At 72.9% G+C, this 23,257-nt stretch carries 19 protein-coding genes; 13 read left to right on the top strand and 6 right to left on the bottom strand.

Features of this window, described 5'->3' with window-relative positions; all coding sequences use genetic code 11:
* The first annotated feature begins 115 nt into the window (after positions 1-115).
* Together ilvC and serA are read left to right on the top strand one after the other, a co-directional pair.
* Complete coding sequence (ilvC, locus tag CHR28_RS26755) at positions 116-1,114, top strand: ketol-acid reductoisomerase (RefSeq protein ID WP_094056257.1); 999 nt, start codon at positions 116-118, stop codon at positions 1,112-1,114.
* 221 nt (positions 1,115-1,335) lie between these two features.
* The gene (serA, locus tag CHR28_RS26750) at positions 1,336-2,925 is read left to right on the top strand and encodes a phosphoglycerate dehydrogenase (RefSeq protein WP_094056256.1); all 1,590 of its coding nucleotides are present in this window, start codon (positions 1,336-1,338) and stop codon (positions 2,923-2,925) included.
* Positions 2,926-2,963: 38 nt separating this feature from the next.
* Here serA and CHR28_RS26745 read toward each other — a convergent pair whose 3' ends face one another.
* On the bottom strand, positions 2,964-4,520 hold the full coding sequence (locus CHR28_RS26745; RefSeq protein WP_094056255.1) for an MFS transporter: 1,557 nt from the start codon (positions 4,518-4,520) through the stop codon (positions 2,964-2,966).
* A gap of 86 nt (positions 4,521-4,606) precedes the next feature.
* Between CHR28_RS26745 and CHR28_RS26740 the strand changes: the two genes are divergently transcribed.
* The gene (locus CHR28_RS26740; protein ID WP_094056254.1) at positions 4,607-5,185 is read left to right on the top strand and encodes a TetR/AcrR family transcriptional regulator; all 579 of its coding nucleotides are present in this window, start codon (positions 4,607-4,609) and stop codon (positions 5,183-5,185) included.
* Between the two features lie 39 nt (positions 5,186-5,224).
* Here CHR28_RS26740 and CHR28_RS26735 read toward each other — a convergent pair whose 3' ends face one another.
* Together CHR28_RS26735 and CHR28_RS26730 are read right to left on the bottom strand one after the other, a co-directional pair.
* Positions 5,225-6,526: a vanadium-dependent haloperoxidase gene (locus CHR28_RS26735; protein WP_256984426.1), complete on the bottom strand. Its 1,302-nt coding sequence runs from the start codon at positions 6,524-6,526 to the stop codon at positions 5,225-5,227.
* A 102-nt stretch (positions 6,527-6,628) separates the two neighbouring features.
* A complete protein-coding gene (locus CHR28_RS26730) occupies positions 6,629-8,092 on the bottom strand; it encodes a helix-turn-helix domain-containing protein (RefSeq protein WP_441351043.1) in 1,464 nt (487 codons plus the stop codon).
* Positions 8,093-8,283: 191 nt separating this feature from the next.
* On the opposite strand from CHR28_RS26730, the gene CHR28_RS26725 reads away from it, so the two are divergent.
* Complete coding sequence (locus tag CHR28_RS26725; protein WP_094056252.1) at positions 8,284-9,210, top strand: proline dehydrogenase family protein; 927 nt, start codon at positions 8,284-8,286, stop codon at positions 9,208-9,210.
* 55 nt (positions 9,211-9,265) lie between these two features.
* On the top strand, positions 9,266-10,897 hold the full coding sequence (gene pruA / locus CHR28_RS26720; protein ID WP_094056251.1) for an L-glutamate gamma-semialdehyde dehydrogenase: 1,632 nt from the start codon (positions 9,266-9,268) through the stop codon (positions 10,895-10,897).
* An 86-nt stretch (positions 10,898-10,983) separates the two neighbouring features.
* Here the strand turns inward: pruA and CHR28_RS26715 are convergent, their stop codons facing one another.
* Positions 10,984-11,928, bottom strand: coding sequence for a quinone oxidoreductase family protein (locus tag CHR28_RS26715; protein ID WP_094056250.1), 945 nt, complete (start codon positions 11,926-11,928; stop codon positions 10,984-10,986).
* An 83-nt stretch (positions 11,929-12,011) separates the two neighbouring features.
* On the opposite strand from CHR28_RS26715, the gene CHR28_RS26710 reads away from it, so the two are divergent.
* Both CHR28_RS26710 and CHR28_RS38545 read left to right on the top strand, forming a co-directional pair.
* Complete coding sequence (locus CHR28_RS26710; protein ID WP_094056249.1) at positions 12,012-12,545, top strand: GNAT family N-acetyltransferase; 534 nt, start codon at positions 12,012-12,014, stop codon at positions 12,543-12,545.
* Between the two features lie 249 nt (positions 12,546-12,794).
* Positions 12,795-12,926: a hypothetical protein gene (locus CHR28_RS38545; protein ID WP_005479955.1), complete on the top strand. Its 132-nt coding sequence runs from the start codon at positions 12,795-12,797 to the stop codon at positions 12,924-12,926.
* 62 nt (positions 12,927-12,988) lie between these two features.
* Here CHR28_RS38545 and CHR28_RS26700 read toward each other — a convergent pair whose 3' ends face one another.
* The gene (locus CHR28_RS26700) at positions 12,989-14,569 is read right to left on the bottom strand and encodes a purple acid phosphatase family protein (protein WP_094056248.1); all 1,581 of its coding nucleotides are present in this window, start codon (positions 14,567-14,569) and stop codon (positions 12,989-12,991) included.
* 143 nt (positions 14,570-14,712) lie between these two features.
* Here CHR28_RS26700 and CHR28_RS26695 point away from each other — a divergent pair, with 143 nt between their 5' ends.
* Both CHR28_RS26695 and CHR28_RS26690 read left to right on the top strand, forming a co-directional pair.
* Positions 14,713-15,756 (top strand): 3-isopropylmalate dehydrogenase, encoded by a 1,044-nt coding sequence (locus CHR28_RS26695; RefSeq protein ID WP_094056247.1) that lies wholly within the window; start codon positions 14,713-14,715, stop codon positions 15,754-15,756.
* A gap of 242 nt (positions 15,757-15,998) precedes the next feature.
* Complete coding sequence (locus tag CHR28_RS26690) at positions 15,999-17,087, top strand: branched-chain amino acid aminotransferase (protein WP_094056246.1); 1,089 nt, start codon at positions 15,999-16,001, stop codon at positions 17,085-17,087.
* Positions 17,088-17,259: 172 nt separating this feature from the next.
* Here CHR28_RS26690 and CHR28_RS26685 read toward each other — a convergent pair whose 3' ends face one another.
* Positions 17,260-18,720, bottom strand: coding sequence for a cytosine permease (locus CHR28_RS26685; protein WP_256984423.1), 1,461 nt, complete (start codon positions 18,718-18,720; stop codon positions 17,260-17,262).
* Between the two features lie 115 nt (positions 18,721-18,835).
* Between CHR28_RS26685 and ureA the strand changes: the two genes are divergently transcribed.
* From ureA to CHR28_RS26665, 4 genes are all read left to right on the top strand, one after another.
* Positions 18,836-19,540: an urease subunit gamma gene (gene ureA / locus CHR28_RS26680; RefSeq protein WP_094056245.1), complete on the top strand. Its 705-nt coding sequence runs from the start codon at positions 18,836-18,838 to the stop codon at positions 19,538-19,540.
* Entirely contained in the window at positions 19,537-21,249 is a 1,713-nt protein-coding gene (locus CHR28_RS26675; RefSeq protein ID WP_094056244.1) for an urease subunit alpha, read from the top strand. Before ureA ends, CHR28_RS26675 begins: the two co-directional genes overlap by 4 nt.
* A gap of 8 nt (positions 21,250-21,257) precedes the next feature.
* Positions 21,258-22,304: an agmatine deiminase family protein gene (locus CHR28_RS26670; RefSeq protein ID WP_094056243.1), complete on the top strand. Its 1,047-nt coding sequence runs from the start codon at positions 21,258-21,260 to the stop codon at positions 22,302-22,304.
* A gap of 362 nt (positions 22,305-22,666) precedes the next feature.
* Entirely contained in the window at positions 22,667-23,212 is a 546-nt protein-coding gene (locus CHR28_RS26665; protein ID WP_094056314.1) for a TetR/AcrR family transcriptional regulator, read from the top strand.
* The last annotated feature ends 45 nt before the right edge of the window (positions 23,213-23,257 follow it).

Here is a 23,257-nt window from a genome sequence, read left to right as displayed (position 1 = left end):
GAGCGGGCGGTCGGCGCGCCGTCGGCCGCCCGTATTCCGAGACCCTCAGACTTCCCTTCCGCCCCCCGTCATACGGTGGGACGCAACACCTGCACTCCCGAGGAGAGAACCCAAAGTGGCCGAGCTGTTCTACGACGCCGACGCCGACCTGTCCATCATCCAGGGCCGCAAGGTCGCGGTCATCGGGTACGGCAGCCAGGGCCACGCCCACGCGCTGTCGCTGCGCGACTCGGGTGTCGACGTCCGCGTCGGTCTGCACGAGGGCTCCAAGTCCAAGGCCAAGGCCGAGGAGCAGGGCCTGCGCGTGGTGAGCCCGTCGGAGGCCGCCGCCGAGGCCGACGTCATCATGATCCTCGTCCCGGACCCGATCCAGGCCCAGGTCTACGAGGAGCACATCGCCCCGAACCTGAACGACGGGGACGCCCTGTTCTTCGGCCACGGCCTGAACATCCGCTACGGCTTCATCAAGCCCCCGGCCGGCGTGGACGTCTGCATGGTCGCCCCGAAGGGCCCGGGCCACCTGGTCCGCCGCCAGTACGAGGAGGGCCGCGGCGTCCCGTGCATCGCCGCCGTCGAGCAGGACGCCACGGGCAACGGCTTCGCGCTGGCCCTGTCCTACGCCAAGGGCATCGGCGGCACCCGTGCCGGCGTCATCAAGACGACCTTCACCGAGGAGACCGAGACCGACCTGTTCGGTGAGCAGGCCGTCCTGTGCGGTGGCACCGCGGCGCTGGTCAAGGCGGGCTTCGAGACGCTGACCGAGGCCGGCTACCAGCCGGAGATCGCCTACTTCGAGTGCCTGCACGAGCTGAAGCTGATCGTGGACCTCATGTACGAGGGCGGCCTGGAGAAGATGCGCTGGTCGATCTCCGAGACCGCCGAGTGGGGCGACTACGTCACCGGCCCGCGCATCATCACGGACGCCACCAAGGCCGAGATGAAGAAGGTCCTCGCCGAGATCCAGGACGGCACGTTCGCCAGGAACTGGATGGACGAGTACCACGGCGGTCTGAAGAAGTACAACGAGTACAAGAAGCAGGACTCCGAGCACCTGCTGGAGACCACCGGCAAGGAGCTGCGCAAGCTCATGAGCTGGGTCGACGAGGAGGCGTGAGCCCCCGGGGCCCGGCCACGGCACCGACGCCGCGGCCGGGCCCCTTCCCGTCCGGGTGATCCTTCCGCCAACGCGCGGGACGCCCCCTGCCGCACCACTACACTGCTGCATATATACGCGTCAGGCCCACAGCGTCGTGCGTCTTCCACGCGGCAAGCACCCCTCCACCGCCTGCGGCCGTCGGGACGGCCGTCCGCAGCACTGGACTTGTGAGGACTCACGTGAGCTCGAAACCCGTCGTACTCATCGCTGAAGAGCTGTCGCCCGCCACCGTCGACGCACTGGGCCCGGACTTCGAGATCCGGCACTGCAATGGCGCGGACCGAGCCGAACTGCTCCCCGCCATCGCCGACGTGGACGCGATCCTGATCCGTTCGGCCACCAAGGTCGACGCCGAGGCGATCGCCGCCGCGAAGAAGCTCAAGGTCGTCGCACGAGCCGGCGTCGGCCTGGACAACGTGGACGTCTCCGCCGCCACCAAGGCCGGCGTGATGGTCGTCAACGCCCCCACCTCGAACATCGTGACCGCCGCCGAGCTGGCCTGCGGTCTCCTCCTCGCCACCGCCCGCAACATCCCGCAGGCCAACGCCGCGCTGAAGAACGGCGAGTGGAAGCGCAGCAAGTACACCGGTGTCGAGCTGGCCGAGAAGACCCTCGGCGTCGTGGGCCTCGGGCGCATCGGCGCGCTCGTCGCCCAGCGCATGTCCGCCTTCGGCATGAAGGTCGTCGCCTACGACCCGTACGTGCAGCCCGCCCGGGCCGCGCAGATGGGCGTGAAGGTGCTGTCGCTGGACGAGCTGCTGGAGGTCTCCGACTTCATCACCGTCCACCTCCCCAAGACGCCCGAGACCCTCGGCCTGATCGGCGACGAGGCGCTGCGCAAGGTCAAGCCCAGCGTGCGCATCGTCAACGCAGCGCGCGGCGGGATCGTCGACGAGGAGGCGCTGTACTCGGCGCTGAAGGAGGGCCGGGTCGCCGGCGCCGGTCTCGACGTCTACGCGAAGGAGCCCTGCACGGACTCCCCGCTGTTCGAGTTCGACCAGGTCGTCGCCACCCCGCACCTCGGCGCCTCCACGGACGAGGCGCAGGAGAAGGCCGGTATCGCCGTCGCCCGCTCGGTGCGTCTCGCCCTGGCCGGCGAGCTCGTGCCGGACGCGGTGAACGTGCAGGGCGGTGTCATCGCCGAGGACGTCAAGCCGGGGCTGCCGCTGGCCGAGCGCCTGGGCCGGATCTTCACCGCGCTCGCCGGCGAGGTCGCGGTCCGCCTCGACGTCGAGGTCTACGGTGAGATCACCCAGCACGACGTGAAGGTGCTGGAGCTGTCCGCCCTCAAGGGTGTCTTCGAGGACGTCGTCGACGAGACGGTGTCGTACGTCAACGCCCCGCTGTTCGCGCAGGAGCGCGGTGTCGAGGTGCGGCTGACCACCAGCTCCGAGGCGACCGAGCACCGCAACGTCGTCACGGTGCGCGGCACCCTCGCCGACGGCGAGGAGGTGTCGGTCTCCGGCACGCTGGCCGGCCCGAAGCACCTCCAGAAGATCGTCGCCGTCGGGGACTACGACGTGGACCTCGCGCTCGCCGACCACATGGCGGTGCTGCGCTACGAGGACCGGCCGGGTGTCGTCGGCACGGTCGGCCGCATCCTGGGCGAGGCGGGCATCAACATCGCCGGTATGCAGGTCTCGCGCGCCGTCGCCGGCGGCGAGGCGCTGGCCGTCCTCACCGTCGACGACACGGTGACCCCGTCGGTGCTGGCCGAGGTGGCCGCGGAGATCGGTGCCACGTCCGCCCGTTCGGTGAACCTGGCCTGACCCTCCCGGGGCCGTGCCCCCGGGGCGCCGTTCGTCCTTCAGACGCCGGACCGGCTGAGTCGCTCAGCCGGTCCGGCGTTCTGTGTGTCCGGGCCCTGGAAGCCGGGGATCCGCCGGAGCGTCAGCGCCGCGAACACCGCCGCGCCCAGCAGTACCGCCGCGCCCGCGAGGGCCGCCGCGTTCATCCCGCTGGTGAAGGCCTCCCGGGCCGTCGCCGCCAGGGCGTCCCCCGCGCGCCCCGGCAGTCGCCCGGCCACGGCCAGCGCACCGCCGAGTGTCTCGTGGGCGGGGGCCGGGGCGGTGCCGGGCATCTCGTGCCGGTAGACCGCCGTGCCGATCGAGCCCAGGACCGCCATGCCCAGGGCGCCGCCGAACTCCGCGCCGGTCTCCATCAGGGACGAGGCCGTGGCCGCCCGCTCCACCGGAGCCGCGCCCATGGCCAGGTCCATGATCTGGGTCGTCACCATCACGATGCCGAAGGCCAGCACGCCGCACGCGGTCAGCACCACCGCCATGGACTCCGGCCCGGCCAGGGCCAGCAGGGCGTAACCGGCGGCCGAGATCAGGAAGCCGGCCGTGACGACCGCGACACGGGACACCCCCTTGCGCACCACCTGGGCGGCGACCGGGGCCGCCAGACCGATCGGCACGGACGGGAGCAGCGCCCACAGCGAGGCTTCCAGGGCGCTCTTGCCGAGCACCGACTGGATGTACTGGGTGGTGAAGAACGCCGAGCCCATCATCGCGAACAGCGAGAGCAGGTTCAGCACGACGGCGGGGCCGAAGCCCCGGCCGCGGAAGAGGGCCGGCGGGATCATGGGGGAGGCCGAGGTGCGCTGGCGGTGCACGAAGAGGGCCGCGAAGAGCAGACCGACGGTGACCGAGACGACGTACCGGACGTTCCAGCCCTCGGTGGTGATCTCCTTCAGGCCGTAGATCACCGGGAGCACCGACGCCATCGACAGCGGCACGCTCCACAGGTCGAAGCGGCCCGGGGCGGGGTCGCGCGACTCGGGGAGCAGCAGCGGGCCGAGGACCAGCAGCAGGGCCATGGCGGGCAGGTTGACCAGGAAGACCGAACCCCACCAGAACCACTCGACGAGCACGCCGCTCAGCACCGAGCCGAGCGCGACGCCGCCGGTCATCACGCCGGACCACAGGGCGATCGCCTTCGCGCGCTGCGCGGGGTCGGTGAACATCGTGCGCACCAGCGCCAGGGTGGACGGCATCAGGGTGGCGCCGCCGATGCCGAGCACCGCGCGGGCGGCGATCAGGGCCTCGGCGCTGTGCGCGTACGCCGCCGCCAGGGAGGCGGCTCCGAAGGCTGCCGCGCCGATCAGCAGGAGCCTGCGGCGGCCGATCCGGTCGCCGACCGCGCCCATCGTCATCAGCAGGCCGGCCAGGACGAAGGCGTAGATGTCGAAGATCCACAGCTGCTGGGTGCCGGAGGGCGCCAGGTCGGCGCTGATCTCCGGGACCGCGAAGTACAGGACGGAGACGTCCATGGAGACCAGCAGCAGCGGGAGCATCAGCACGCCCAGCGCGGTCCACTCGCGGCGGCCGGCGAGGGCGTCAGGGGGCGGGTTCGTCGTCATGGGCAGGACTGTACGAGCGTCTTAGACGGTTGTATAGTACGTCTGTATGAGACGGCTGTCTGGATGCGGGAGTAGGGTGGCGGACCATGGGACACCGTGAGGATCTGCTGGAAGGCGCCCAGCGCTGCCTGCTGGCCAAGGGCTTCCTGCGCACCACCGCGCGCGACATCGTCAAGGAGTCGGGGACCAACCTGGCGTCCATCGGCTACCACTACGGTTCGAAGGACGCGCTGCTCGCGCAGGCCTACATCGAGATGGTGGAGGGGATGTCGGCGGCCTTCGAGGGCGGGGGCGAACTGCGGGGCGCGCCGGGCTCGCCGGAACGGTTCGCCGAGGTGTGGGCCAACATCATCGCCACCATGCGGGAACCGGGCTCGCTGTGGCGGCTCAGCATGGAGATCGTGGCCATGGGGGACCAGCTGCCGGAGGTGCGGGAACATCTCGCGCGGGCCCAGCGGGAGGGGGCGCGCGGCATCGTCACCCTCTTCCACGGCGGGCACGAGGACGACGTGCCGGAGGAACAGGTGGACACCCTCGGGTACTTCTACCTGACGCTGATGATGGGCCTGATGGCCCAGTGGACCTTCGACCCGAAGAGCGCGCCCGAGGCCGGCCAGCTCGCCGAGGGGCTGCGCCAGGTCATCGAGGCGGCCGGCCGGGCATGATCCGCCGCCCGCGCGGACCGGTGTGCCCGGGTACGGAGGTCAGCCGACCGGGCGGAAGTACGTCCGCAGCGCCCAGTCGGCCAGCCGGTGGCCGGTGGTGATGCCCACCTCGTCGGCCGTCCGGGTGTGGATGCCGCCCCAGACCCGGGCGTCGCTGACGTCCCGCTCGTAGTCACGGGCGTGGCGGTAGTGGCGGGTCGTGCCGGTGGTGGCCGAGCGGATGCGCAGGTCGACGCGGGAGGTGCCGAGGATTCCGGTCAGCATGCGCATCAGCGCGCCGCCCATGGTGGCGTGGCCGCTGAGGTAGTCGGGGTGCGCCGGGGTGGTGAGCAGCGGCTCCCAGTCGCGGACCGGCCGGGTCGCCGGGTTGCCGTCGGTGTCCGCCTCGCGCAGGGCGGTGACGGGCCGCCAGGTGCCGTAGTGGAGCTTGGCGTCCCAGGCCGCGATGACGGCGTCCGCCTGGGCCGTGTTGGCCGCCGCGTACAGGCGGGCCGTCTCGGCGATGCCGAAGCCGTGGCGGGTGGCGTGGTCGCCCAGGGCCCCCTGGAGGTCCAGGGCGACGAAGAACCGGGCGGTGTCCGTCTGCCGCGGGGTGCGGTGCGAGCCGGTCCGCCCTCCGTAGACCGCCAGTTCGTGCAGGTCCCGGGCGTAGCGGGCCGAGCTGAGCGGGGGCGGGGGGCCGGGGCGGAACCGGTGGGGGGAGTCCAGCAGCAGGGGCCGCATCCTGCCGAGCCAGGCGGCGGCGAACGGCTCGTGACCGGGCGGGGTGGGCCGCCAGACACCGGGACGCGGCCGGGCCGTGAAGGAGACCGGCGCGCCGCGGCCGTCGTCGCGGCGCAGCTCGATGACGTGGGCGGCGGCGCGCCGGCCGAACGCCACGCCCTCGTCCTCGGCCCTGCCGTCGGGGATCGTCGCGAGGCTGCCGGCCAGGGCGGCGTCCAGCCGGGACGCGGCGGCGGGGAAGTGGTGGCGCAGCATCCGGTGCGCCGCCGCGGCGGCGGCCGCCGCCGAGGAGGCCGTACGCGGGGCCCGCGCATCCCACTTGTAGGGCGCGAAGCGGCCCTCCACGCCGACGACCGCGTTGTAGACGGCGGTGGAGACGTACGCCTGCCAGACGAAGGTCTCGGCCGGGCCCGGGCGGGCCTCGGCGTCGATGACGGCGTCCGCCGTGCGCATCCAGTCGAGCACGACGGCGGCGCTCCGCCCGGCCCGGCGGGTGTCCGGGTCCTCAACGCCGGGCCGGGCGCTCGCGTGGGGGGCCGGCAGCGCGAGGGCCAGCACTCCGCAGGCCAGCCCGGCCACCGCCGTTCGGGTGGCGGACCAGGCACGTCGGTTCCGCACGTCAGCTCCTCCCAGCCGATGGCACACCGGGAGAACCGTGTCCGCGCGGAGGGTGCGACGGCACGGGCCGGTCCCGCAAACCGCCCGTCCGGGCGAGGGGTCTCACCCGGACGGCCCAGTGGCCCCACCGGTGGAGAGCCGGGCTCCCTTCAGCGCCATGTGCAGCAGCAGCCGGTCCTCGCCGTCGTCCAGGTCGAGCCCGGTGAGCTTCTCGATGCGGGACAGGCGGTAGTAGAGGGTCTGGCGGTGGATGCCCAGCTCGGCCGCGGCCCGGGCGGCCTGCCCGGCGCAGTCGAGGTAGACCTCGGCGGTACGGGCCAGTTCCCGGTGGGCGGGGACGAGAAGCGTCTGTACGGCGGGGTCGCGGGCCACCTCCGCGGGCAGCGCGGTGAGCAGCCGGAACGGCCCGATCGCCGCCCACTCGGCGACCGGCCCCAGCCGGGGTTCCGCGAGCGCGGCACGGGCCGCCGCGGACGCCTCCCGCCAGGCGGCCCCCAGCCCGGCGAGCCCGGCCCCGGCCGTGGCGACCCCGGCGACGGTTCCGCCCATCCCGGCGACCGGCCTGCCCATCCCGGCGACCGGCCTGCCTGCCCCGGTGACCGGCCTGCCTGCCCCGGTGACCGGCCCGCCTGCCCCGGTGACCGGCGTGCCTGCCCCGGTGACCGGCGTGCCTGCCCCGGCGACCGGCGTGCCTGGCCCGGTGACCGGCCCGCCCGCCCCGCGTGCGCCGGAAGCCGCCCCGGAACCCGTCGTCCCACCCCCCGCGCCGCCGCCGGCGGGGTGCCCGGGGGTGCCCGGGGCGGTCGTGCCGCGGGCGCGTTCCAGCAGGCGGTTCGCCGCCGTCGTCGCCGGGGTCAGGACGTCCGCCGAGCGCAGCCGGACCAGGACCGCCACACACTGGTCCGTCGCGCCCCACGGCAGCGTGCACAGCGCCGCCGCGCCCGGCATCGTGCGGACCGACGGCGCGTCGTCGGGGTCGGCCGAGGGCCAGGGCGCGACGCACACGACGGTGTGCGGGGCGTCGGCCCGGGGACCGAGAGCCGTGCGCAGCTCGGCGACGGCCATGTCCCGCTGCCAGTCCCGCTCCGCGGTGAGGACCGCGCGCAGTTCGCGGCTGAGGTCGGCGCCGTGCTGGGCCTCGTCGGCGAGCAGGGCACCGATCCGGGCCGTCACCGCCATGGCGGCCGACAGCTGCCGCTCGCTCGGGCCGGGATCGTCGTCCAGCAGCCAGACGTAGCCGTGGACCACGCCCCGGTGGCGGACGGGCAGACAGATCCGGCCTCGGTAGACGCCGGCCTCCGGGGTGGGCGGGATGCGCACCGGGCCCGTCGCGCGGGTGATGCCGAAGCCCTCGAACCAGGCCCGGACCGCCGCGGTGGAGCGGCGGGTGAGGATCGAGCGGGTGCGCACCGGGTCCAGGGCCGACGGATCGAGGTCGCCCTCGCTGTCGTACGCCCCGAAGGCGATCAGCTCGAAATCGCGGTTCTCCAGCGTCGCGGGCGCGCCGAGCAGCTCCGAGATCTCGTCGACCAGCTCCTGGTAGTCACCCCTGTGTTCCGGCGTCACCCGGGCATTGTCCCCCACCGCAGAGGCGCCTTCATACATCTGTCTGAGATCTGCGGCACGAATGCGTGACAGCTGTCGATGGCCGACGATCGGAGGGATCCTTAGGTTTCACGGTGGTTCTCCGTGCCGTACCCGAGGCATCATCCGCCTGGGATACGGCCCTCACGTTGCTTGTGCTCTGGAGGTGCCCCGTGCTGGGTCCCGTGATTCTCGCCGCGTCTCGCAGCGACCGGATGCGACGTCTGATCTCGGCGGCTCCGGTGACCAAGCAGGTCGTCGACCGTTTCATCCCGGGTGAGGACGTCGACGACATCGTCCCCGTCATCCGGGACCTCTCCGGGCAGGGCCTGGAACTCACAATGGACGTCGTCGGCGAGGACATCACCAACCCGGCGCAGGCCGCCGCCGCCCGGGACGCCTACCTGGAGCTGATCGACCGCCTCAAGCCGCTGGAGCTCGGCACCCGCGCCGAGATGTCGGTGAAGCTGTCGATGTTCGGGCAAGCCCTCGAGGGCGGCCACGAGCTGGCCCTGAAGAACGTCCGCCCGGTCGTCGAGGCCGCCGCCGAGATCGGCACCACGGTCACGCTCGACGCCGAGGACCACACCACCCTCGACTCGATGTTCGCCATCCACGAGGAGCTGCGGAAGGACTTCCCGCAGACCGGCTGCGTCATCCAGGCCTACCTCTTCCGCACCGAGGACGACGCCCGCCGCCTCGCCGCGAGCGGCAGCCGGGTCCGCCTGGTCAAGGGCGCGTACAAGGAGCCCGCCTCGGTCGCGTACCAGGACAAGCACGAGATCGACCGGGCGTACGTGCGGATCCTGCGGACGCTGATGGAGGGCGAGGGGTACCCGATGATCGGCTCCCACGACCCGCGCCTCATCGCGATCGCCCAGGAGCTGGCCCACCGCGCCGGACGCAAGCCCGGCGACTACGAGTTCCAGATGCTCTACGGCATCCGCGCCGAGGAGCACCTGCGGCTGGCCGCCGAGGGCCACCGGATGCGCGTCTACACCGCGTACGGCACCGACTGGTACGGCTACTTCATGAGGCGCCTCGCGGAGAAGCCGGCCAACCTGCGCTTCTTCGCCCGCTCGATGCTCACCAAGGGCTGACAGCCTGCCCAGGGCTGAGACCGAACCACCGCTCAGTTAAGGAGTTACGGAAAACATGGACGCTGTGACCCAGGTCCCCACCCCCGTCAACGAGCCGGTGCACGGCTACGCCCCCGGCTCGCCCGAGCGGGCCCGGCTGGAGGCCAAGCTGAAGGAGCTGGCCGACAACCCGATCGACCTGCCCTGCACCATCGGCGGCGAGAAGCGGATGGGCGGCGGCGAGGCCTTCCAGGTCGTCCAGCCGCACAACCACAAGGCCGTGCTCGGCACGTACCGCAACGCCACGCAGGCCGACGCCCAGGACGCCATCGACGCGGCCCTGGCCGCCGCGCCCGCCTGGCGTGCCATGTCGTTCGACGACCGCGCGGCGATCATCCTGCGCGCCGCCGAGCTGCTGGCCGGCCCCTGGCGCGAGACGCTCGCCGCCTCCACCATGCTCGGCCAGTCCAAGACCGCCCAGCAGGCCGAGATCGACACGCCCTGCGAGCTGGTCGACTTCTGGCGCTTCAACGTCTCCTACGCCCGCAAGCTGCTGGCCGAGCAGCCCCCGGCCAACGCCCCGGGCGTGTGGAACCGTCTGGACCACCGCCCGCTGGAGGGCTTCGTCTACGCGATCACGCCCTTCAACTTCACCGCCATCGCGGGCAACCTGCCGACGGCCCCCGCCCTGATGGGCAACGTCGTCGTGTGGAAGCCGTCCCCGACGCAGACCCACGCCGCGGTGCTGCTGATGCAGCTGCTGGAGGAGGCCGGCCTGCCCAAGGGTGTCATCAACCTCGTCACCGGCGACGGCATCGAGGTCTCCAAGGTCGCCCTCGAGCACCGCGACCTCGCCGGCATCCACTTCACCGGCTCGACCAAGACCTTCCAGTACCTGTGGAAGACGGTCGGCAACAACATCGAGAAGTACCGCACCTACCCGCGCCTGGTCGGCGAGACCGGCGGCAAGGACTTCCTCGTCGCCCACCCCTCGGCCGACCCGGCGATCCTCAAGACCGCCCTGACCCGCGGTGCCTTCGAGTACCAGGGCCAGAAGTGCAGCGCCACCTCCCGTGCGTACATCCCCGCCTCGATCTGGAACTCCGGCTTCAAGGAGGAGTTCGCGGCCGAGGTCGACGGCATCAGGATGGGTGACGTCACCGATCTGTCGAACTTCATCGGCGCCGTCATCGACGAGCGTGCCTTCGCCAAGAACAAGGCCGCCATCGACCGCGCCAGGGAGGACGCCTCCTGCACGATCGTCGCGGGCGGCACCTACGACGACTCCGAGGGCTACTTCGTCCGCCCGACCGTCATCGAGTGCACCGACCCGGACAACGAGGTGTTCCGCACCGAGTACTTCGGCCCGATCCTCGCGGTGCACGTCTACGAGGACGACCAGTACGACGCGATGCTGACCCAGATGGAGGCCGTCTCCGACTACGCCCTCACCGGCTCGGTCATCGCCAACGACCGTGCGGCCGCCGCGTACACGGCGAACAAGCTCCGCTACGCCGCCGGCAACTTCTACATCAACGACAAGTCCACCGGCGCCGTCGTCGGCCAGCAGCCCTTCGGCGGCGGCCGCGCCTCCGGCACCAACGACAAGGCCGGCGCCCCGCAGAACCTGATGCGCTGGACCCTGACCCGCGCCATCAAGGAGACGCTGGTCCCGCCGACGGACTACACCTACCCGCACATGGGCTGAGCCCCGTTGCACACCGACGGGCCGGGTCGGCGACCCGGCCCGTCGGCATACCCGGCGCCGGAACCCGGGACCCGGGGGCCCGGAGCTCAGGGGTGCGGCACCAGGACGATCCCGCCCCGGGGGCCCTCCTCGGCCCGTTCATGGGCCGCCGCGGCCTCCGACAGCGGCAAGGTCGCCGACACGTGGACCCGCACGCGCCGGTCGGCCAGCAGCGGGACGGCCCGCTCCAGCAGCTCGCCCGACGGGGCGTCGGGGACCAGGGTGAAGCGCAGGCCCCGGGCCTCCACCTCCTCGGGGGCGAGCCCCAGGTCGGCCGGGACGGTGGAGAGCAGGATGCCGTCCGGGCGCAGCGTGCCGAGGACGCCCGGCGCGTGGTCGCCGCCGACCGGATCGAGGACCGCGTCGATGCCGTGGACGGCCTCGGCGAGCTCGCCGGCCGACTCGTCGACGACCTCGCCGGCGCCCAGGTCGCGCACGAAGCCGTCGTCCTCGGCGCGGGCGACGCCGACGACGTACGCGCCCTCGGCTGCGGCCAGTTGCACCGCGACGTGCCCCGTCCCGCCGGCCGCCGCGCGGATCAGCACCCTGCTGTCCGGGCCGGCGCGGGCCAGGTCGATCAGGGCGCGCCAGGCGGTGAGCACCGGGGTCGGGGCGGCGGCCGCGTGCACGTGGTCGAGCCCGGCGGGCTTGGCGGCGAAGTGGCCGGCCGGCGCGGTCACGTGCGTGGCGTGCCCGCCGCCGTCGATCCGGCCGAACACCTCGTCCCCGGGCCCGAACCGCGTGACCCCCGCCCCCACCTCCTCGATCTCCCCGGACACGTCCCGCCCCGGCGTGAACGGCGGCTCCCCGAACAGCGGGGCGGCACCGGACCGGGCCAGGCGGTCCGCCGGGTCGACCGCGCTCGCGTGTACCCGCAGCAGGACTTCCCCGGGTCCGGGCGCGGGCCGCGGCCGTTCCTCGACCTCCAGGACCTCCGGTCCGCCGAAGCGGTGCTGGGTGATCACCTGCGCGCGCGGCTCCGCCGTGGTCATCGGGCCTCCCTCCCGGGCCGGACCCTTCCATCGTGCGCGGCGAACCGGTCGGCAGCCACCCGGCCCGTCCGCATACTGGGGCGATGACCACCGACGTGCGCACCGCCCACACCGCCCGGCTCACCCCCGCGGAACTCTCCGCCGTACGCGGCCTGCTGCACGACGCGTTCGACGGCGACTTCGGCGACGACGACTGGGACCACACCCTCGGCGGCATGCACGCCCTGGTGCACGACGGGCACGGGCTCGCGGCGCACGGGGCGGTGGTCATGCGCCGCGTGCGCTACCGGCGGCGCTGGCTGCGCGTCGGCTACGTCGAGGGCGTCGCCGTCCGCCGTGACGTGCGGCGGCGCGGGCTCGGCGGCGCGGTCATGGGCGCCCTGGAGGAGATCGTCGTACGCGCCTACGACGTCGGTGCGCTGTCCGCGAGCGACGACGGCGCGGCGCTGTACACGGCCCGCGGCTGGCGCGCCTGGCCCGGGCGGATCCACGCGCTCGGCCCGGACGGCGACGTCCGCCTGCCGGACGAGGAGGGCAGCACCTACCTGTGGCCCGCTCTCGCGGCCGACCCCGGGGAGGAACTCCTCTTCGACTGGCGCGACGGGGATGTGCTCTGAGGATCCGCAGGTCAGCGGGGTGTGACCCGGTCCACCGTCTCAGATAGTAGGAAGTCCGAGTAATTGTGGAGACAGACGCTCCGGCCTCCCTTAGGTTTGTAGGAGCCGAACGTCTCGCTCGACCAAGCGAATGGCGGTCGTGAGCCGGGCCCCGTGCAGGCAATCCCTGCGGCACCGCTCCCCGCCCCTTCCGGCGTCTCGAAACCACCCTCCCCTTGCACTCCGTGCTGTCGAAGGAGTCGATGTCCCATGGCCGAGACGACCGTCCGCCGCCGAGTCCGTCACGTTTCCCGTACGACCGAGTCCGACCGGAAGAACGCCGCCGCCGCGCTGCAGCGCGCCCTCGACCGCAGGGACAACGGCGGATCCACCGGCCACTGAGCCGCACCACAGCCGCACCACCCCGACCGGGAGCCGCGCCCGACGGGGTGCGGTGCGGGGCCTCACGCCCCGCGCCGCACCTCGAAATGGTCGATCCGTTCACCGCGCGAGGTGAGCGCAGACACCTCCAGCCTCGGCGCGGCACCGCTCACCGCCTCCACCGAGAGGAACGAGAAGCCGCGGTAGCGCACCCGTGACCACTGCACCGACTCCGCCCGCGTCTCCCGCGACCTGGTCCAGTGGAACGAGTCCACCGCCTCGTGGTCGGCGGTGTTGCCCTCGTAGCTCTCCTTCACCCCGCCCGGGAAGCCGTACAGCTCCTTGCCGCCGCCGCCCGCGGTGACGTAGACGATGCCGTCCCGCCGCGGATCGGTCGTGCCGCCGACGGGTACCGGCCTGCCCACCTCGCCGCCGCGGATGGCGTCGGTCCGCTCGTAGACGTGGTTGTGGCCGTTGACGACCAGGTCGACCTCGTGCCGGGCGAACAGCGGCAGCCACGCGGCGCGCACCCCGCCGTCGGAGGCGTGCGTGGACGTCGAGTACGCGCAGTGGTGGAAGAAGACGACGATGAAGTCGACGTCCTTCGCGGACCGCAGCTCGCCGAGCGTGCGGTCCAGCCACCGCGTCTGCCTCCCCTCCGTGTAGCCGTAGTTGGCGGGGATCTCGTACGACACGTCGTTGGCGTCGAGCGCGACCACGCCGACGTTGCCGTACGTGAAGGAGTAGACGCCCGGGGCCGTGCGCGGGTCGAAGCCGCTCTCCGGCAGGGAGAAACGGGCGAGTTGGCCGCCGTAGCCGTCGGGGGAGTACCAGGCCTCCATGTCGTGGTTGCCGGTCGTCACCATCCACGGCACCGACCTGGCCACCGGTTCGGTCTGCTTCAGGAACCGGTCCCACTGGCCCGCGTCGAACACGTCCGACTCCTTGCCCTTGCCGGTCGGGTCGGCGTAGCAGATGTCGCCCGCGTGGAGGTGGAAGGCGGGCCGGCGCCGCAGCAGCGTACGGTCGTTGAGCGCCGCCTCCTCACCGACGCCCTGGTCGCCGAACGCGGTGAACACGAACCGCTCGGGCGGACTCGCCGGCGCCGTGCGGAAGGACGTGACGGTCGACCGGTGCCGCGGCGAGGCGGGGTCGAAGCCCTCGTGGCCGACGCCGTAGTAGTACGTCGTGCCCGGGCGCAGGCCGTCCAGCGCCGCGTGCAGGTAGTACTGCTCGACCGCAGGCCGGACGCCCTTCAGCTCCGGGGTGCGCAGGTCGCGCAGCTCGGCCTCGACCCTGCGGCCGAGGTCGTCGGGGCGCAGGCCCACCCGGACGTACGGCTTCCGCACCGCGAGCGGCACCTGCCAGGAGATCCGCATCTGCGTCTTCGGGTCGGCGCCGAAGGCGAGATGACGGCCGAAGGGCGTGACGAAGGACCCGGGCGTCGCGGACGTGCCGGGCGCGGGGCTCCGCGTCGCCGCCGTGGGGCCGCCGCGGCCGGCGTCCGAGCCCGAGCCGCAGCCGGTCAGCAGTCCGCTCGCCACCGCGCCCGCGGTCACCAGCGTGCGCCGCCGCGACAGGCGCGTGCGCAGGTACTCGTGCTGCTCCGCCATGCTCATCCGGCGGGCGAGCTCGGGCGGGATGCCGAAGTGGGGGATCTCCATGGCCAGTGAACTTCCCAGCGGAGGCCAACGGCCGCAACACATACGGGTGAACGGCGGTCGACGGCCGCGTGCGGTCACCCGGGCGGGTGTCCGCATCTCGGACACCTCGTGTCATCCCATGGGACGAGGAGTAGGGTGCCCGCATGTCTCGCAGCATCAATCTCGCAGTGATCCCCGGTGACGGCATCGGCCAGGAGGTCGTGGCCGAAGGCCTGAAGGTCCTCTCCGCCGTCCTTCCGCAGGATGTGAAGCTGGAGACCAAGGAGTACGACTTCGGCGCCCGGCGCTACCACGCCACCGGTGAGACCCTCACCGACGCCGACCTCGACGCCCTGAAGCAGCACGACGCCATCCTGCTCGGCGCGATCGGCGACCCCTCCGTGCCGTCCGGCGTCCTGGAGCGCGGCTTCCTGCTCAAGCTCCGCTTCGCCTTCGACCACCACGTCAACCTGCGCCCGTCCAAGCTCCTGCCGGGCGTGGAGACGCCCCTCAAGGGTGAGCCGGCCATCGACTTCGTCGTGGTCCGCGAGGGCACCGAGGGCCCGTACACCGGCAACGGCGGCACGATCCGCAAGGGCACCGAGCACGAGGTCGCCACCGAGGTCTCCGTGAACACGGCCTTCGGTGTCGAGCGCGTGGTCCGGGACGCCTTCGCCCGCGCCCAGGCCCGCCCCCGCAAGAAGCTGGCGCTGATCCACAAGAACAACGTGCTGACCTTCGCCGGCCACCTGTGGACGAACATCTTCAACAAGGTGGCCGAGGAGTACCCCGAGGTCACCACCGAGTACATGCACGTGGACGCGGCGACCATCTTCCTGGTCACGCAGCCCGAGCGCTTCGACGTGATCGTCACGGACAACCTCTTCGGCGACATCGTCACCGACCTCGCCGCGGCCGTCTCCGGCGGCATCGGCGTCGCCGCCAGCGGCAACATCAACCCGTCCGGCGAGTTCCCCTCGATGTTCGAGCCCGTGCACGGCTCGGCCCCGGACATCGCCGGCCAGGGCAAGGCCGACCCGACCGCCACCGTGCTGTCCGTCGCCCTGCTGCTGCGCCACCTCGGCCTGGAGGCCGAGGCCGCCCGCATCGACGAGGCGGTCGCCGCCGACCTCGGCGAGCGGGCCGGCAAGCCCGCGCGTTCCACCTCGGAGATCGGCGACGCCCTCGCCGTACGCGTAGCCGGCTGACCCGCCGCCGCTTTCCGCAAGCCGCCGGGTCGCATCCGCGTCCGGCGGCTTCCGTGTGTTCCCGCCGGGTGCCACCATCGACCACCGGGCCGGATTCACCCCGTTCCTTCCGCCGCCGCCCCCGGGCGATAATCGAACGCAAGGCCGCGGAATGAGGGAATGCTCGGACGTCCTAGCACTGGTCACCATCAGCGCGGTACCGAGCGCGGCCCGTCACTACAACCGGTGAAGGACATCAACCCATGACGACGCCCACGATCGAGCTCAAGCCCTCCGCCAACCCGCTCTCCGCCGCCGAGCGGGAGGCGATCCTGGCCAACCCCGGGTTCGGCCGCCACTTCACCGACCACATGGTGACGATCAAGTGGACGGAGGGCCGCGGCTGGCACGACGGCCAGCTCGTGCCGTACGCGCCGATCTCCCTCGACCCGGCCACCACGGTCCTGCACTACGCGCAGGAGATCTTCGAGGGCCTGAAGGCCTACCGCCGCCCCGACGGCTCGGTCGCCACGTTCCGTCCGGAGAAGAACGCCGAGCGGTTCCAGCGCTCCGCGCGCCGCCTCGCGATGCCCGAGCTGCCCGTGGAGACGTTCATCGAGGCGTGCGACGCGCTGGTCGCGCAGGACAAGGCGTGGGTGCCGGCCCACGGCGGCGAGGAGTCCCTGTACCTGCGCCCGTTCATGATCGCGACCGAGGTCGGGCTGGGCGTGAAGCCGGCCAACGAGTACCTGTTCCTGGTGATCGCCTCGCCGGCCGGCGCCTACTTCCCGGGCGGGGTGAAGCCGGTCTCCATCTGGGTCTCCGAGGACCGGGTCCGCGCGGTCCCCGGCGGCATGGGCGACGCGAAGACCGGCGGCAACTACGCGGCGTCCCTGCTGGCGCAGGCCGAGGCCGCGACGAAGGGCTGCGACCAGGTCTGCTACCTCGACGCGGTGGAGCACACCTGGGTCGAGGAGCTCGGCGGCATGAACCTGTACTTCGTGTACGGGAACAAGATCGTCACGCCGTCCCTGACCGGTTCGATCCTGGAAGGTGTCACGCGCGACTCCCTGCTCACCGTCGCCCGTGACCTCGGGTACGAGGCCGAGGAGGGCCGGATCTCGGCCGACCAGTGGCAGCGGGACTCGGAGAACGGGTCGCTGACCGAGGTGTTCGCCTGCGGTACGGCCGCGGTCATCACGCCGGTCGGGACGGTGAAGCGGGCCGGGGCCGAGTGGAAGCAGAGCGGGGGAGAGCCGGGCGAGGTCACGCTGAGGCTGCGGCAGGCGCTGCTGGACATCCAGCGGGGCACGGCCGAGGACAAGCACGGCTGGATGCACCAGCTGGGCTAGGCGCCCTCCTGGCCCCGGGGGCTCCGCCCCCGGACCGCCGGCCTCCCGGTCTTCACCCACCCACCACCCGAATCGGCCGGACAGGAAGCCGGACCCGCCTCGCGGACACCCGGCTCTCGGCCTCCGACCGGGTCCTTTGGCCTTCGGCCCCGGCCGCCGCCCTCGCGATGCATCACCGCGTCGCGTGCGGCGCGTCCTCCGTGTCGGCCCCGTGTGCGGGCGTTCCGTCCACCCGACGGTCCCTTCCCGCCGACCCGGACCCCGGGGTCGACAGCAGGTACGCCGCCCCTCCCACCAGGCCCGACAGCAGGAAGCTCACGTCCACCCCGCCCGTCAGGGCCAGCAGCGGGCCCTGGTACGTCGGCAGGGACACCGCCAGGACGCCCACCGTCGCGCCGGCCGCCCAGGAGAGGGTCGCCGGGACGTGCCAGCCGCCGCGGTACCAGTAGACGCCGCCCCGCGCGCGGCGGTTGAAGACCTGGAGGGCGTCCGCGTCGTAGACCCCGCCGCAGCGGGCGAAGCCGATGAGGGTGATGACCGCCCACGGCGTGCCGATCGCCGTCAGGAGCAGCACGAACGACGTCATCGCGTCCTGCGCGGTCGAGTGGTAGTGCCCGGCGAAGACGGCGGCCGTGGCCACCACCGCGACCGTGTACGTCGCCCGCGCCCGGGAGGCGCGCGGCAGGATCGCGTCCAGGTCCAGGCCCATCGAGTACAGCATCAGACCCGCGTTGCCGACCGAGCCCGCCGAGGCCGCGAGCAGCAGCGGGACCAGGTACCAGCCGGGGGCCGCGTCGACCAGCGGGCCCGCGTAGTCGAGGGCGGCCCGGGCCGCGTAGGCCGTGAACGTGCCGAACAGCTGCGGCACCAGCAGCCCCAGCATCAGCCCCAGCCAGGTCGCGTGCAGCACCCGGCGCGAGGAGTGGCGGGCCGGTGAGATGTAGCGGGTGTAGTCGCCGAGCAGGGTGATGAAGGCGACCGGGCCGGACAGTCCGGCCGCCACGGCCGCGAGCAGCCACGTCGGCCAGAACCCGCCCAGCAGGTAGCCGCCGGCCTCCGGCAGCGCGGCCGTCGTGAAGCCGGGGGCGTAGGCGATCACCCCGAGCGCCAGCAGGGCCGTCATGCCGAACGCCAGGGCGCGGGACATCGCGAGCAGCACCCGGTAGCCGTGGACCGCGCCCGCGACGGTGGCCGCGGCGAGCAGCCCGTAGACGAGCGCGTAGGCCGTGTCGCCCTGCGGCAGCCCGGCCAGCCGGCCCAGTACGCCCACCATCACGTCCCCGCCGATCCACACGGTCAGCGCGGTGTAGCCGAGGGCCAGCAGCAGCCCGACCACCGAACCGACCAGGCGGCCCCGGACCCCGAACTGGGCGCCGGAGGACGTCGAGAGGTTGGTGCCGGTGCGCAGGGAGACCAGCGCCAGCGGGGCGGTGAACACCACGCCCACCACCGTGCCCGCCAGCACGGCGCCGACCGACGACCACCAGTCGAGACCGAAGGACGGCGGCAGCCAGCCGAAGACGATCACGCCCAGGCAGAGGTTGGAGCCCAGCAGGATCGAGACGAGGTCGCGTGGCCCGCTGGTGCGTTCCTCCTCGGGGATGGTGTCGACTCCGCGCTGTTCGATCGGCATGCTGGTCTCCCTCGGTTAGAACGACGTTCAATGTGATGTGCACGATGGTCCTCCGTCAACCTTCCGGTGACAGGAATTTCATGTTTAGAGTGATGCTCTAAACGGAGGGAGTGACATGCGGCTGACCCCGACCGAACGCGACCGGCTGCTGCTCTTCGGCGCCGCCGAGCTGGCCCGCGCCCGCAGGGCCAGAGGGCTCAGGCTGAACGTCCCCGAGGCGACCGCGCTCATCGCCGACACGGTGTGCGAGGCCGCCCGGGACGGCCGACGGCTCGCGGAGGCCGTCGAGGCCGCCCGGTCCGTCCTGGGGCCCGACGACGTGCTGCCCGGTGTGGCCGACGTCGTCACCGAGGTCCACGTCGAGGCGGTCTTCGACGACGGCTCGCGGCTCGCGGTCGTCTCCGACCCCATCGGCGGCGGCAGCGGACCCGAGGCGCCGGGCGCGCTGCTGCCCGGGCCGGAGCACGCCGAGCCGGAGCCGCAGGTGCGGCTGACGGTGCTGAACACCGCCACTGTGCCGGTCTCCGTCACCTCCCACTTCCACTTCTTCGAGGCCAACCCGCGCCTGGACTTCGCCCGCGAGCGGGCCTACGGCATGCGGCTCGCCGTGCCCGCCGGGTCCTCGGTGCGGTTCGGACCGGGACAGAGCGCCGAGGTCGGGCTGGTGCCGATCGGCGGCGACCGGATCGCGATCGGCTTCGCCGGGCTGGTCGACGGACCGCTGGACGCCCCGGGCGCCCGCGAGGAGGCACTGCGCCGCGCCGCCGCCTGCGGCTATCTCGGCGTACCGGACACACCCGAGCAGGAGGTCGGGCGATGAGCCGCCCAGGAGGACACCCGGCACAGGCCCGCCGGCTCACCCCGTACGAGTACGCCGCCACCCACGGCCCCCGCGCCGGGGACCGCGTCCGCCTCGGCGACTCCGGGCTGACCGTCCGCGTCGAGTCGGACTCCCAGCGGCACGGGGACGAGTTCCTCGCCGGGTTCGGCAAGACCGCCCGCGACGGACTGCACCTCAAGGCCGCCGCCGTCCGGGACACCTGTGACGTCGTGATCAGCAACGTCGTGGTGATCGACGCCGCACAGGGCATCCGCAAGGTCTCCCTCGGCATCCGTGAGGGCCGCATCCACGCGATCGGGCGGGCCGGGAACCCCGACACGCTCGACGGGGTCGACGTCGTCGTCGGCACGGGCACCTCGATCGTCTCCGGTGAGGGGCTCATCGCCACCGCCGGAGCCGTCGACACCCACGTCCACCTGCTGTCGCCGCGCATCATGGAGGCCTCGCTCGCCTCCGGCGTGACCACGATCATCGGGCAGGAGTTCGGGCCCGTGTGGGGTGTGGGCGTCAACTCCCCCTGGGCGCTGCGGCACGCGTTCGGCGCCTTCGACGCCTGGCCCGTCAACATCGGCTTCCTCGGCCGGGGTTCCTCCTCGCACGAGGCACCCCTGGTGGAGGCCCTCGCCGAGGGCGGCGCCTCGGGCTTCAAGGTGCACGAGGACATGGGCGCCCACACCCGCGCCCTGGACACCGCCCTGCGCGTCGCCGAGGAGCACGACGTCCAGGTCGCCCTGCACAGCGACGGCCTGAACGAGTGCCTCTCCGTGGAGGACACCCTGTGCGTGCTGGAGGGCCGGACCATCCACGCCTTCCACATCGAGGGCTGCGGCGGCGGGCACGTCCCCAACGTCCTGAAGATGGCGGGCGTCCCGAACGTCATCGGCTCCTCCACCAACCCGACCCTGCCCTTCGGCCGGGACGCCGTCGCCGAGCACTACGGCATGATCGTCTCCGTCCACGACCTCAAGACCGACCTGCCCGGCGACGCCGCCATGGCCCGCGACCGCATCCGCGCCGGGACCATGGGCGCCGAGGACGTCCTGCACGACCTGGGCGCCATCGGCATCACCTCCTCGGACGCGCAGGGCATGGGCCGCGCCGGCGAGACGGTCCGCCGCACCTTCGCCATGGCCGGGAAGATGAAGGCCGAGCTCGGCGACCCCGGCGTCGGCCACGACAACGAGCGCGTCCTGCGCTACATCGCCAAGCTGACCATCAACCCGGCCATCGCCCACGGCCTGGCGCACGAGGTCGGGTCGCTGGAGGTGGGCAAGCTCGCCGACATCGTGCTGTGGCGCCCGGAGTACTTCGGCGCCAAGCCGCAGCTCGTGCTCAAGGCCGGCTTCCCGGCCTACGGCGTGACCGGCGACCCGAACGCGGCGACCGACACCTGCGAACCCCTCGTGCTGGGACCGCAGTTCGGTGCGCACGGGGCGACGCCGGCCGAGATCTCGGTGGCCTTCGTCGCGCAGGCCGCCGTCGACCAGGGGCACGACCTGCTGCCCACCCGCCGGCGCAGGGTCGCGGTGCGCGGCACGCGCGGCATCGGCCCCGCCGACCTGCGCCTCAACTCCCGCACCGGGTCCGTGGACGTCGACCAGCGCACCGGTCTGGTCACCCTCGACGGCGAGCCGCTGCGCTCCCGGCCGGCCGAGTCCGTCTCCCTCAACCGTCTCTACTTCCTCTGAGGTCAACGATGCCCGCAGCCGCCGACGGCTTCCGCATGCCCGCCGAATGGGCTCCGCACGAGCGCACCTGGATGGCCTGGCCGTCCCCCAACCCCACCTTCGACGACCCCGGCGAACTCGCCGCCGCCCGCGCGGCCTGGGCGTCGGTCGCCCGCGCGGTGCGCCGCTTCGAGCCGGTGACGGTGGTGTGCGGTCCGGGACAGGCCGCCGAGGCCGCGGCCCTGCTCGGGCCGGACGTCGACACCGTCGAACGGGACCTCGACGACGCCTGGATGCGTGACATCGGCCCGACCTTCCTCATCGACGGACGCGGTGAACTGGCCGCCGTCGACTGGACGTTCAACGGCTGGGGCGCCCAGGAGTGGGCCCGCTGGGACCACGACGCGAAGATCGCCGGGTACGTCGCGGACCTCGCCGGTGCCCGGACGTACGCCTCTGCGCTGGTCAACGAGGGCGGGGCGATCCACGTCGACGGCGAGGGCACGGTCCTGCTCACCGAGACGGTCCAGCTCGGCCCCGAGCGCAACCCCGGGTGGACCCGGGAGCAGGCCGAGGCCGAGATCCACGCGCAGCTCGGCACGCGCAAGGCGATCTGGCTGCCGCGCGGCCTGACCGGCGACTACCCTCCCCACGGCTTCGGCACCCTCGGCCACGTCGACATCGTCGCGGCGTTCGCCCGCCCGGGCGTCGTGGTGGCGCACTCCCAGCCGGACCCCGCCCACCCCGACCACGAGGTGACCCGGGAGGTCATCGGTCTGCTGAAGGCGCAGACGGACGCGCGCGGCCGGCGTCTGGAGGTCGTGGAGGTCCCCGCCCCGACCGTGCTGGAGGCCGACGGCCACTGGGCCGACTACTCGTACATCAACCACTACCTCTGCAACGGCGGCGTGGTGCTGTGCGGCTTCGACGACCCGCGCGACGAGATCGCCGCGGGCATCTTCCGCCGCCTCTTCCCCGAGCGGACCGTGACCCTGGTCGACGCCCGGACGATCTTCGCCGGCGGCGGGGGCATCCACTGCATCACGCAGCAGCAGCCGAGGACGGCCGTCAGGTAGAACGTACGGGTGAACGAAACGCTGCGCCGCGCGTCCCGCGACCACGACCGCACCAAGCCGCCGGGCCCCCGGACAGCCCCCGACGCGGCCCCGCACGAACACCCGGCCCCCGCGCGACCCACCCGCGCGGGCCGGCCCGCGACGCACAAACCGCGATCCGGGCACCACGCGACGCAGGGCCCGGGTCCCCGTGCGGGCGCGATCCCGGCGGCGCCCTGTGCGGTTCACGCGATCCTGGTGGTGCCCCACCCGGTGGGAAGGACCCCGGCGGTGCCCTGCGCGGTGGCGAACCCGTGAGTTCCGCTGCCGCGCCCCGTCGTCGTACCCCGGCTCCGCCCCGTGAGGACGTGCTCGCCGCCGCCATGGCGATGATCGCCGAGCGTGGGCTGGAGAAGCTCACCATGGCCGCGCTCGGCCGCGAGGTCGGGATGAGCAGCGGTCATCTGCTCTACTACTTCGGCTCCAAGGACGAACTGCTGCTGCGCACCCTGGAGTGGAGCGAGGGCCGGCTCGGGGCCGAGCGTGCCCTGCTGCTGACCCGGGCCGCCCCGGCACGCGAGCGGCTCGACGCCTACGTCGACCTGTACGTCCCCGACGGCCACCGCGACCCGCACTGGACCCTGTGGCTGGAGGTCTGGAACCGCTCGCAGGGCGCCGACGAGAACGCCCGTGACCGGCAGGCCGCCATCGAGGGCGCCTGGCACCGCGACCTGGTCGCCCTGCTTGCCGAGGGCATCTCGCGCGGCGAGTTCCGCCGCGTCGACCCGGACCGCTTCGCCGCCCGGCTGCGCGCCCTGCTGGACGGCCTGTCCATCCATGTGGCGATCGGCCTGCGCGGCACTGACCGGGCCCAAGTCCTCGGCCACGTGCGCGAGTTCCTCGCCGACGGCCTCCTCGCGGACGCCTGAACGCACGCCCGGGTCGTACTCATTACGACGGATTGACCCGTGACC

Origin of the sequence: Streptomyces sp. XY006 (assembly GCF_002237655.1) — a bacterium.
In the GTDB taxonomy this organism is placed as follows: domain Bacteria; phylum Actinomycetota; class Actinomycetes; order Streptomycetales; family Streptomycetaceae; genus Streptomyces; species Streptomyces levis.
This window is presented reverse-complemented; position numbering and strand designations above follow the sequence as displayed.

What these genes read in the sequence shown, in the direction of transcription:
- CHR28_RS26745 (WP_094056255.1), bottom strand. Translation starts at nt 4,520, where the DNA reads ATGACGACGAACCCGCCCCCTGACGCCCTCGCCGGCCGCCGCGAGTGG.
- CHR28_RS26740 (WP_094056254.1), top strand. Translation starts at nt 4,607, where the DNA reads ATGGGACACCGTGAGGATCTGCTGGAAGGCGCCCAGCGCTGCCTGCTG.
- pruA (WP_094056251.1), top strand. Translation starts at nt 9,266, where the DNA reads ATGGACGCTGTGACCCAGGTCCCCACCCCCGTCAACGAGCCGGTGCAC.
- CHR28_RS26715 (WP_094056250.1), bottom strand. Translation starts at nt 11,928, where the DNA reads ATGACCACGGCGGAGCCGCGCGCGCAGGTGATCACCCAGCACCGCTTC.
- CHR28_RS26710 (WP_094056249.1), top strand. Translation starts at nt 12,012, where the DNA reads ATGACCACCGACGTGCGCACCGCCCACACCGCCCGGCTCACCCCCGCG.
- CHR28_RS38545 (WP_005479955.1), top strand. Translation starts at nt 12,795, where the DNA reads ATGGCCGAGACGACCGTCCGCCGCCGAGTCCGTCACGTTTCCCGTACG.
- CHR28_RS26700 (WP_094056248.1), bottom strand. Translation starts at nt 14,569, where the DNA reads ATGGAGATCCCCCACTTCGGCATCCCGCCCGAGCTCGCCCGCCGGATG.
- CHR28_RS26695 (WP_094056247.1), top strand. Translation starts at nt 14,713, where the DNA reads ATGTCTCGCAGCATCAATCTCGCAGTGATCCCCGGTGACGGCATCGGC.
- CHR28_RS26690 (WP_094056246.1), top strand. Translation starts at nt 15,999, where the DNA reads ATGACGACGCCCACGATCGAGCTCAAGCCCTCCGCCAACCCGCTCTCC.
- CHR28_RS26685 (WP_256984423.1), bottom strand. Translation starts at nt 18,720, where the DNA reads ATGCCGATCGAACAGCGCGGAGTCGACACCATCCCCGAGGAGGAACGC.
- ureA (WP_094056245.1), top strand. Translation starts at nt 18,836, where the DNA reads ATGCGGCTGACCCCGACCGAACGCGACCGGCTGCTGCTCTTCGGCGCC.
- CHR28_RS26675 (WP_094056244.1), top strand. Translation starts at nt 19,537, where the DNA reads ATGAGCCGCCCAGGAGGACACCCGGCACAGGCCCGCCGGCTCACCCCG.
- CHR28_RS26670 (WP_094056243.1), top strand. Translation starts at nt 21,258, where the DNA reads ATGCCCGCAGCCGCCGACGGCTTCCGCATGCCCGCCGAATGGGCTCCG.
- CHR28_RS26665 (WP_094056314.1), top strand. Translation starts at nt 22,667, where the DNA reads ATGGCGATGATCGCCGAGCGTGGGCTGGAGAAGCTCACCATGGCCGCG.